General features: G+C 57.3%; 5 protein-coding genes and 1 tRNA gene. 4 read left to right on the top strand and 2 right to left on the bottom strand.

Going from position 1 to position 9773, the window contains the following annotated elements; all coding sequences use genetic code 11:
• The first annotated feature begins 5 nt into the window (after positions 1–5).
• Both C0V72_RS06825 and C0V72_RS06830 read left to right on the top strand, forming a co-directional pair.
• Positions 6–96 (top strand) — tRNA-Ser (locus tag C0V72_RS06825).
• Between the two features lie 308 nt (positions 97–404).
• Positions 405–3092 carry a PAS domain-containing hybrid sensor histidine kinase/response regulator gene (locus C0V72_RS06830; RefSeq protein ID WP_172438937.1) on the top strand — a complete coding sequence of 896 codons (2688 nt, stop codon included), beginning with the start codon at positions 405–407 and terminating at the stop codon, positions 3090–3092.
• A 49-nt stretch (positions 3093–3141) separates the two neighbouring features.
• Here the strand turns inward: C0V72_RS06830 and C0V72_RS06835 are convergent, their stop codons facing one another.
• Positions 3142–5202, bottom strand: coding sequence for a response regulator (locus tag C0V72_RS06835; protein WP_143704540.1), 2061 nt, complete (start codon positions 5200–5202; stop codon positions 3142–3144).
• A 306-nt stretch (positions 5203–5508) separates the two neighbouring features.
• Here C0V72_RS06835 and C0V72_RS06840 point away from each other — a divergent pair, with 306 nt between their 5' ends.
• Positions 5509–8196 (top strand): PAS domain-containing hybrid sensor histidine kinase/response regulator, encoded by a 2688-nt coding sequence (locus C0V72_RS06840; RefSeq protein WP_101792575.1) that lies wholly within the window; start codon positions 5509–5511, stop codon positions 8194–8196.
• Positions 8197–8229: 33 nt separating this feature from the next.
• Here C0V72_RS06840 and C0V72_RS06845 read toward each other — a convergent pair whose 3' ends face one another.
• Complete coding sequence (locus C0V72_RS06845) at positions 8230–8868, bottom strand: PilZ domain-containing protein (protein ID WP_101792578.1); 639 nt, start codon at positions 8866–8868, stop codon at positions 8230–8232.
• A 297-nt stretch (positions 8869–9165) separates the two neighbouring features.
• Here C0V72_RS06845 and C0V72_RS06850 point away from each other — a divergent pair, with 297 nt between their 5' ends.
• Positions 9166–9723: a response regulator transcription factor gene (locus C0V72_RS06850; protein ID WP_101792581.1), complete on the top strand. Its 558-nt coding sequence runs from the start codon at positions 9166–9168 to the stop codon at positions 9721–9723.
• Positions 9724–9773 lie beyond the last annotated feature (50 nt).

Consider the following 9773-nt stretch of genomic DNA (forward strand, 5'->3'; position numbering starts at 1 on the left):
CATACGGAGCGGTGGCCGAGTGGTCGAAGGCGCACGCCTGGAAAGTGTGTATACGTCACAAGCGTATCGTGGGTTCGAATCCCACCCGCTCCGCCAACTGCCTTTTCCCGGCAGTTCCAGACCTTTGCACACATTCTGACGAAAATCAGTGGCAGCCAGGTATGCGCCGCGCCGCCCGAGTGACGGTTTGCGCGCTTGGTCGACCGTTCTTGCAGATTTGGTTTGGGGCAGGACGGTAAACAGGCAAGTACAGGAATGAAACTGCTACCGCGCTGACACAGCCCATTGCAGTGTTCCGGCCAGTCACTGCCAAAAAACCGACGAAATCTCCTAATTCCATTCTGCCCGGTGCATGTTAAACCTGAGCCGGGTCGGAGCAAATGGGGCGGCGGGGACGGCACATGATGGACAGTGACGCTTTGGCGACTATCCTTGACGCGATCTCGCAAGGCGTGGTCGTGTTCGATGCCGATCGCAAGATTTTGTATTGTAATGATGCCTTCCTCGACATGACCGGATGTGACCGGTCGGATGTGGCAGAGGCGCTGTGCGGGATCTTGCAAGGACCAGAGACTGACAGCGCTGCCCTTGCAGCCATCGATGAAGCGATCCGCATGCGACGCGCTTTCTCGGGGGAAATCCGGAACTACCGCAAATCGGGAGAGCCCTTCTGGAATGACCTGAGCTTCAAGCCCGAGTTCGATGTCGGTGGCGCGTTTTGCTATTTCATCGGTATTTCGCGCGATATCACCCGGCAAAAGGATGCTGAGCTGAAGGCGGTCAAGCTTGAGCTTGATCACCAGTTCATGATGGAAAACGTGCTGTCCGGCGTGGTGCTGCACAAGGCCAATACCGAAATTGTCTACGCCAACCCCAGAGCCTTGGAGCTGTTTGGCGTGCACGAGGCATCGGTTGTCGGCGCGACGAACGATGATCCGCGCTGGGCCTTTCTGCGCGAAGACGGGACGCCGATGCCGATCAGCGAATATCCCGTCAATCGGGCGGTGGTTGAGCGAAAGCCGATCCGCGGCTTGGTGTTTGGCAACCAGCGGGTTAGTGACGGGAAGCTCATCTGGCTCATCTACAACGCTTTTCCGCTGCTGAACAGCGAAGGCCATGTGGCTGAGGTGCTGACCAGCTTCACCGAAATTACCCAGCTGAAGGAAGCCGAGCACGAGGGGCGGATCTACCGCGAACGATTTGAACTTGCGGCCCGTGCGACGCAGGATGTGATCTTTGAATGGGACGTTGCAACCGGTGCCTATTGGGCCAACGAGGCCTTCGAGACGGTCTATGGTTACCCCGCCCCCAGCCACATCAGTCTCGACCATCTCGAAGGTATCAGCGCGGTGGAGGCCGATCATGATCTGGTGCGCCGCCTGACCCTTGAAGCCATCGAATCCGGCACGGAGCGCTATTCGATCGATTATGGTTTCGACAGGCCCGATGGCACCAAGGGCCACGCTGCGGTTCGCGCGTTCATCGTGCGCGATCAGGCGGGCAAGGCGCTGAGGATCATTGGCACCGGCACGGATGTCGGCCAGCTGACCCGGGCGATGCACGCAGCCGAAGCATCCGAGGAGCGGTTCCGGATCATTGCAGATACCGTCAGCGATGTTCTGTGGGATCGCAATTTCGACACCGATACGATGTGGGTGACGCCCGATTGGCCGGACCGGCTACGGATCGCGATCGATCCTGGCGTGACACAGGAAAGGTTCTTTCTTGATCATGTGGAACCCGACGATGCGGCGCGGGTGCAGCAGTCTTTCCGTGACGCCATCCGGTCGAATGCGGCGCAATGGGAAATCCAGTACGTCCTGATCGGCAGCGATGGTGCCAAGATCGATATGGCGGTCAAAGCGGCCATCCGGCGGCACCCTGACGGCAGAGCTCATCGCATGCTGGGCAACGCCAGAAATGTGACATTCGAGAAGCGGCAGCAGGAAGGCTATTCGCGGGCGCGCGCGCTGGAAGCGGTCGGCCAGTTGACCGGCGGTGTGGCGCATGACTTCAACAACCAGTTGATGATTATCCAGGGCAATGCCGAATTGCTGGAAATGAGCGAACTGGACGAAGACCAGGCAGAATCTGTTGCGCTCATCAACCAGGCGTGCGGCAGTGCTGCCGACCTGACGCAGCGGCTCCTGTCGTTCTCGCGCCAGTCGCATTTGCAGACCGGGCGCATTGATCTGACCAGGCTGGTGCCCAATACGGTCGCTCTGCTGCGCGCCGGCATACCGGAATCGATTACGATCCGGTGCAAGGTATCCGCTGGCATCTGGCAGGCGAAAGCCGATGCCAACGCGCTTGAACAGGCGATTGTAAACCTTGCGGTGAATGCGCGCGATGCGATGCCGGATGGCGGCACCATCACGATTGATTGCGAAAACCGGACCATTGCGACCGATGCGCACCCCCTGCAATCAGAGCTTGCGCCGGGGGATTATGTGGTCGTTTCAGTGACCGATGATGGCGAAGGCATGCCGCCCGAAGTGCTGGCCAAGGTGTTTGAGCCGTTCTTCACCACCAAAGACGTTGGCAAGGGAACAGGGCTGGGGTTGAGCACCGTCTATGGCTTTGCCAAGCAATCAGATGGTCACGTGACGATCCGCAGTGCGCCTGAACAAGGCACGACGATCAAGCTTTTCCTTCCTCGTTTTATCGAGGCCGCCGTGCAGCGCGAGGCAGCTGTTGCAATCCAGCAGGCGCGCCCCGGCAACGGACAGCGCATCCTGCTGGTCGAGGATCAACCGGAACTCAGGGCGCATGTCCACAAGCTGCTCACCAAGATGGGCTATCTCGTGACCGCGGCCGAACACGGGAAAGAGGCGCTGGCGTTGCTTGACCGCGGCATGGCGTTCGATCTTCTGTTTACAGATGTCATCATGCCCGGCGGGATAAACGGGCAGCAGCTTGCCGAGAAAGTCCAGCAGCGCGACCCGCACATCAAGTTGCTTTTCACCTCCGGCTATCCGGCCCTTGCCTTTGAACATTTGCGGCTGGAGGAGGCCGACAGCATCCGGCTGCTCAAGAAGCCTTACCGGTCCATCGAACTGGCAGAAGCGCTGTCCAAGGTGCTTGATAGCTGAGCGATCGGTCTGACGCGGCACGCCGGATCGAAGCGAGGGCCCTATCGCCTTATTGTCTCAGCGCATTGCTGATCGCGGTGATGAGGGTGGAGCGGCTGACCGGCTTCATCAACGTCAGATCGCTGGCCAGGATACCATTGCCATGGACGTTCGCTTCGTGCGGGTATCCCGACATGTAGATGACAGGGACCGCTCCGCGTTGATGACGGATTTGCCGCACCAGTTCCGGCCCCTGAAGCGTGCCGGGCATCACCACGTCTGTCAGGATAAGGTCAAAGGCCGATGGATCCTGTTCAAACAAGGCAAGCGCGCTGTCGCCCGAAGCGGCCGCCACAACCGAGATCTTGGCGGATTCCAGCATCTGAACCACAATGCGCCGCACCGCCGGCTCGTCCTCTGCAACCAGCACCCGCACACCATCGAGCATGGTTCGGCTCAATGGCGCAGTGTGTACGCTTTGTTGGGCGGGATTGCTGGACGCGGGCATGAAAATCTTGACCGATGTGCCATGCCCTTCCTCCGAATAGACGCGGACGAAGCCGAGTGATTGCTTGGCGAAACCGACAACCATCGACAAGCCCAACCCATTGCCGCCGCGGTGCATCTTGGTTGAAAAGAATGGTTCAAACACCTTCTCAAGGTTTGCTTTGGAGATACCGCACCCGGTGTCGGTCACGGCCAACATCGCGTAGGAACCGGGTTCGACATTTTCTTGCCGTTCCGCGATGAAGTTTCGATCCAGCTCGACCATGGCCGTTTCGATGGTGAGCTTGCCACCTTTGGGCATGGCATCGCGCGCATTGATCACAAGATTGAGGAGCGCCCGCTCAAGCAAGCCCCTGTCGACCTTGGTTGTGCAGGGGGTTTGTGACAATGAAAACTTGAGCTCGATTGACTCCGGGATGGTCCGCAGGAGCAGGGTCGACAAATTGGCAATGGCTATATTGGCGTCGATAACTTCGGGGTGAAGATCCGATTGGCGCGCAAAGGCCAGCAAACTGGATGTCAACTCGCTGCCGCGTGTGGTGGCGTCAAAAATGGCCTGGAGCGTTGCGATCTGGTCTTCATCGGTCAGGTCTTCGCTCAGCATTTCAGCGCTTCCCATGATGATAAACAGCAGATTGTTGAAATCATGCGCAACACCGGCCGCTATCTGACCAATTGCTTCCTGCTTTTGATAATCGGAGAGAAGCATATCCTGCTGGTGAACCCGTTCTTGGGCGACAACTTCGGTTGTCACGTCAATAATGACTGAATTCCAGGCCACACATCCATCAGGCCGTGATACGGGCATGCCGTAACCTTGGAGTGTCTTCTTTTTGCCGGACTTGGGAATGATTGACCAGCGATGCTGCCACAGTTCGAAAGTTCTGGCAGACCGTTGCACCGATGCCTGCATCCCGGCAGCATCGCTTTCAACGATACACTCCCACAGCTTCGATGCATCGTTCTGCATTTCTTCGGGAGACACCTCCCAAATCTCGCGGCAGCCCGACGACATGTAATCGACCGTATCGGTCCCATCGGGGTGCAAGGTGTAGCGGAACACCGCTCCCGGTACGCTTTCGGCAACGTCACGGAACCGTTCGGTCATGTCACGCAGGTTTTGCATGGCCTCAAGTTCGCGGAGCATCGTCAGCCGGTGGGAGACAATTTCCGATATTGCGCTGGCCAGCGTTGCAAGGTTGCGCTCGTCGCGGTCGGACCAATCGCGCGGGGAATCGACAATCGCGCACAGCGCGCCGATCGGCCCGTCCTCGCCTGCGACAATCGGTGCACCCAGATAGGCAACAACCCCAAGGCTCTCGATTGCCGGATGGTCGCGGAAGCGGGGATCTTCCTTAGCATTGCTGACTTTGAGCACTTGCGCTTCGGACGCGACCGTCTTGCAGAACGAATGGCTGAGCGGCGTCTGTCGCTGCGCTGCAACATCTGCGGGAAGACCGATCGCGGCCTTGAAGAATTGTCTGTCCTCAGCCTCGTCAATGATGGACAATAGCGAAACCTGAGATCCAAGAATATCAGCGGCCATTTCAACGATTTGATCGAACTTAAGTTCGGGAAGGCTGTCTAGCATCTCGATTTCGATAAGCCGGTCTCTCGTCCCCACGCGCCCATCCTCAATATTGATTGATTAAAATGCTATCCTAAGTTAGGATTGAGTGCAGTCTGCGAAACGTACAGTGGATCATTACATATCACGGCAATGACATCGTTTTCGAATCATTTATCTGATCCGCTGCCAAAGTGCCTGGGAAAGGGCCGGAGCGTCAGCAGGCGCGCGGCGCGGGTTGAAAAGCTCTGCACCAAATTTTCATCACGAACACACTATTTCGAGGTGCTGTTCACTTGCATGACGGCGTAATTTAATTCACACCAATAGCCTGCGAAAAGACGGGCGGGGGAGGGGCGCGTTATGAACAACGACGCATTTGCCAGCATTCTCGATGCCGTTTCGCAGGGTGTTTGCGTGTTTGGTGACGATCGCAAGATCGTGTACTGCAACCAGGCTTTCCTCAATATTACTGGATTTGATCGATCAGAGGTGGCCGGTGCTCTTTGCGGGATCATGCAGGGGCCCGAAACTGACCGCAACACTATTGAAGCAATCACCGCAGCGATTAACGCCCGCTGTGCGTTTTCAGGCGAAATACTCAATTATCGCAAGTCGGGTGAGGTGTTCTGGAACCACCTGACATTCAAACCTGAATTCCATCAGGACGGTTCGTTCAAGCACTTTGTTGGCATTTCACGGGATATCACGCGGCAGAAAAGCGCGGAAATCAGAGCCAGCAAGCTCGAGCGCGATCATCAGTTCATGTTGGAGAACATTCTTTCGGCAGTGGTGCTGCATAAGGCGAATACGGAAATACTTTATGCAAACCCCAGAGCAGTCGAACTGCTGGGTGTGACGCGCGATTCCATCATTGGGGCTGTGAATTGGGATCCGCGGTGGGCCTTTATCAAGGAAGATGGCTCTCCGCTTCCGATTGAAGATTACCCGGTCAACCGCGCGGTTGCTGAACGCCAGCCGGTGCGCGGCCTTGTGTTCGGTAATTTTCGCGAAAGTGATGGCGAGCTGGTTTGGCTGATCTGCAATGCCTTTCCGGTCATGAATGCCGATGGCGAAGTGGTTGAGGTTCTGACCAGTTTTACTGATATCACCAAAATCAAAGAGGCCGAACGAGACATCAAGATCTATCAGGAGCGCTTCGAGCTTGCCGCTCGCGCGACGCAGGATGTGATCTTTGAGTGGAATATCGAGACCGGCGAATACTGGGCCAATGAAGCCTTTGAAACGGTTTACGGCTATCCGCCTCCCAGCCATATCAGCCTGGACGGGCTCGAAGGGATCAGTGCCGTCGAAGCCGATCACGATCTCGTGCGGCGCGTCACCCGACAAGCCATCGATTCCGGCGAGGTTCGCTATTCCGTTGATTACGGGTTCAAACGCCCGGACGGGACCAGCGGCCATGCGGCCGTGCGCGCGTTCATTGTGCGTGATCAGGCGGGTAAGGCCCTCAGGATCATCGGCACCGGGACAGACGCCGGGCAGTTGACCCGTGCCATGCACGCGCTGGAGGAATCCGAAGAACGCTTCCGCATCATTGCCGATACCGTGAGCGATGTGCTGTGGGACCGCGCTTTTGGCAAGAATACTCTGTGGGTCACGCCAAACTGGCCGCAGCGCCTCCAAATCGACATCGAAACCGATCCGGCTGACGATCAGCTCTACCTTGACTATGTCGACCCGGAAGACCGTGAGGCGCTGAACAAGTCTTTCGTCGCCGCCATCAAATCGGACGCATCCCAATGGGAGTTTCAGTTCGGGATGATCGGCAATGATGGCGGCAAGATTGTTCTGGCGGTCAAGGCGGCGATCCTGCGCCATCCCGATGGCAGGGCCCACCGCATGCTGGGCAATGCCCGCAATGTGACGATCGAAAAGCGGCAACAGGACGGCTATTCCCGCGCGCGCGCGCTTGAGGCGGTTGGGCAACTCACGGGCGGTGTGGCGCATGACTTCAACAACCAGCTGATGATCATTCAGGGCAATGCCGAGCTTCTGGAGATGAGCGAGCTTGACGAGGACCAGGCCGAGTCTGTGTCGCTGATCAATCAGGCATGCAGCAGCGCTGCCGATTTGACCCAGCGGCTCCTGTCGTTTTCCCGCCAGTCGCATTTGTTGACGCGGTCTGTCGATCTAACCAGATTGATCCCCAACACCGTGGCTTTGCTTCGTGCCGGAATCCCGGAGTCCATCACGATCAAATGCATTGTCCCGCCCAGCGTGTGGCAGGTGAAGGCGGATGCCAATGCGCTGGAGCAGGCCATCGTGAACCTTGCGGTCAATTCGCGCGATGCCATGCCGAATGGCGGCGATATCATCATCTGCTGCGACAACCAGACGATTTCGGATGGTTCACACCCCTTTCAATCCGAGCTTCAACCGGGCGACTATGTGGTGTTGTCGGTCACCGACAACGGGGAAGGGATGGCGCCGGACGTGCTGGCCAAAGTCTTCGAACCGTTCTTCACGACCAAGGATATCGGCAAGGGAACGGGACTTGGGCTGAGCACTGTGTATGGCTTTGCCAAGCAGTCGGACGGACACGTCACAGTCTATAGCGAGCCTGGCCACGGAACGACGATCAAGCTGTTCCTGCCTCGCTTCGTCGAAGCGGGCATGGAATTGGAGCTTCCGGTTGCCAGCGCCAAAGCCCGGCCCGGACGCGGGCAGCATATTCTGCTGGTCGAGGATCAGGCGCAGCTCAGAGCGCACGTCGAAAAGCTGCTCACCAGGATGGGCTACACCGTTACGGCCGCAGCCGATGGCAACGAGGCGCTGTCGCTGTTGAATGCCGGCAACCAATTCGATCTGTTGTTTACCGACGTTATCATGCCCGGCGGGATGAACGGGCAGCAGCTTGCCGAAGCGGCGAACAAAATCGATCCGCGCATGAAAGTGCTGTACACTTCCGGCTATCCCGCCTTCGCATTCGAACATCTCAATCTCAATGAGATCGACAATATCACGCTGCTCAAGAAGCCCTATCGGTCAATCGAACTGACCAATGCGCTTCAGGAACTGCTTGAAAGCTAGGCCGGTTGTCCGGTTAACCGGCCATGCCTTGACCTATTTCACTCCGCTAAGGCGGTGATAATCCGGTGTGTTTGTCGCAGCATACGAGAAGGCGGGCACCGCGTCTGTGTGACTGGCGGGTTGTTTTTGCAGCCGCGATACAAGATCGCGGAAGATCGACGGATGCACCGGGTCTGCGAAACGCAGGCCGAACAGGCCGTGTCTTTCCCAGCGAACGTCCGCGCGTTCGAAACACGCATTGGCGATTTGCAGTGAAACCAACTGCCCGCGGACGAGCGCGGCGTCGCTTCTGATGCAGGCCCCGCGGATCGACAGGTTATGCAGGGTGGCTGCCGCGCTGCGACCATGGAGGTAAAGCTGCGCGGGAACGGACAGCGGCAGGCGAACAGAACGCGACGGAAACATTTGGGGCCCCCACTGGGACAGGCTCAGCTCGGTCGAATTGATGCCGCACAGCCCGCCTTTCACCCAGCGCACCGTCCCTTTCCTGAGACCGTTGGAGTCGATGCAAAACTCAACCTCGTCCCCTTCCGCCGCGCCCGGCCAGGAATCGAAGCACAGCCCGGAATCGGAGATATTTCGCAATGTTACAAATTCCAGACCGTCGGTGGTCTGCACATAAGCGCTCTTGAACACGGCTAGAGCGCGAGGTTCTTGTCGCCTTTCAAACATTGGCTATCCTTTGCAGCGATGCGAGCAAGGCATTATTTGCCTTGGACAAAGTAATAACCCGCAGCACTCACCAGATCGTTCCAACCCAAGCCAGTGGTCCCTTACAAGTGTTATTGAGGGGTCATTAATCATACCAGTGCCGTTAACCATTCGGCATGAAGAGCGGCTCTGCCGACCAATTAAATTTTGCATTACTCTTATCTTGTTTCATAACCTATGATGTTTCCGAGCGAGCGGCGATGAAGTTTGTCGCTGTGAAGCAGTTCGTGGCTTCGGCAAGACACAGGATGCCGGATTATGCCAATACTTGAGCAAGTTGCCCCTCTGATCGCGGTTGTGGACGATCAGCGTGACGTCCGCACCACTGTGGGGCGAGGTCTTGAGCGGTTTGGTTACAAGGTTCACCCGTTCATGGGCGGGACGGACCTTCTCGAAGCGCTCGAATATCTAGAGCCTGATTGCATACTGCTTGATGTCAGGATGCCCGTGCTTGACGGGTTGGACACGATGAAACTGATCCCCCAGGACCGGCGCCATATTCCGGTGATCTTTTTCACATCGCACGGCGACATCCACCTCGCGGTTGAAGCGATGAAGAGCGGCGCTGCCGATTTCATCGAAAAGCCTGCTACGTTTGAAATGATCGTGCAGAAAATCGAGGCGGCCCTGTCTTCAAGCCGGCCGACGGTGGAGAAAAACCATTCCGCCGATCAGGCGCGAAAGCAGCTGGCAGAACTGACAAAGCGCGAAGACGAAGTCATGCGCCTTGCCTGCGCAGGTCTTCGCAACAAGGAGATTGCGGAGCAATTAGACCTGTTGCGAAAGTGGGGATTAGGGGATTCCCGTTTGGCGTAAAATCTGATTCACGCTTTGGATGCAGAGGTTTTGCGCTGAGCGGCTGATAG

This window comes from Porphyrobacter sp. TH134, assembly GCF_002855495.1.
In the GTDB taxonomy this organism is placed as follows: Bacteria; Pseudomonadota; Alphaproteobacteria; order Sphingomonadales; family Sphingomonadaceae; genus Erythrobacter.

Bases quoted from the DNA above. Each gene is read 5' to 3' on its own strand.
- C0V72_RS06830 (WP_172438937.1), top strand. From the start codon at position 405: ATGGACAGTGACGCTTTGGCGACTATCCTTGACGCGATCTCGCAAGGC.
- C0V72_RS06840 (WP_101792575.1), top strand. From the start codon at position 5,509: ATGAACAACGACGCATTTGCCAGCATTCTCGATGCCGTTTCGCAGGGT.
- C0V72_RS06845 (WP_101792578.1), bottom strand. From the start codon at position 8,868: ATGTTTGAAAGGCGACAAGAACCTCGCGCTCTAGCCGTGTTCAAGAGC.
- C0V72_RS06850 (WP_101792581.1), top strand. From the start codon at position 9,166: ATGCCAATACTTGAGCAAGTTGCCCCTCTGATCGCGGTTGTGGACGAT.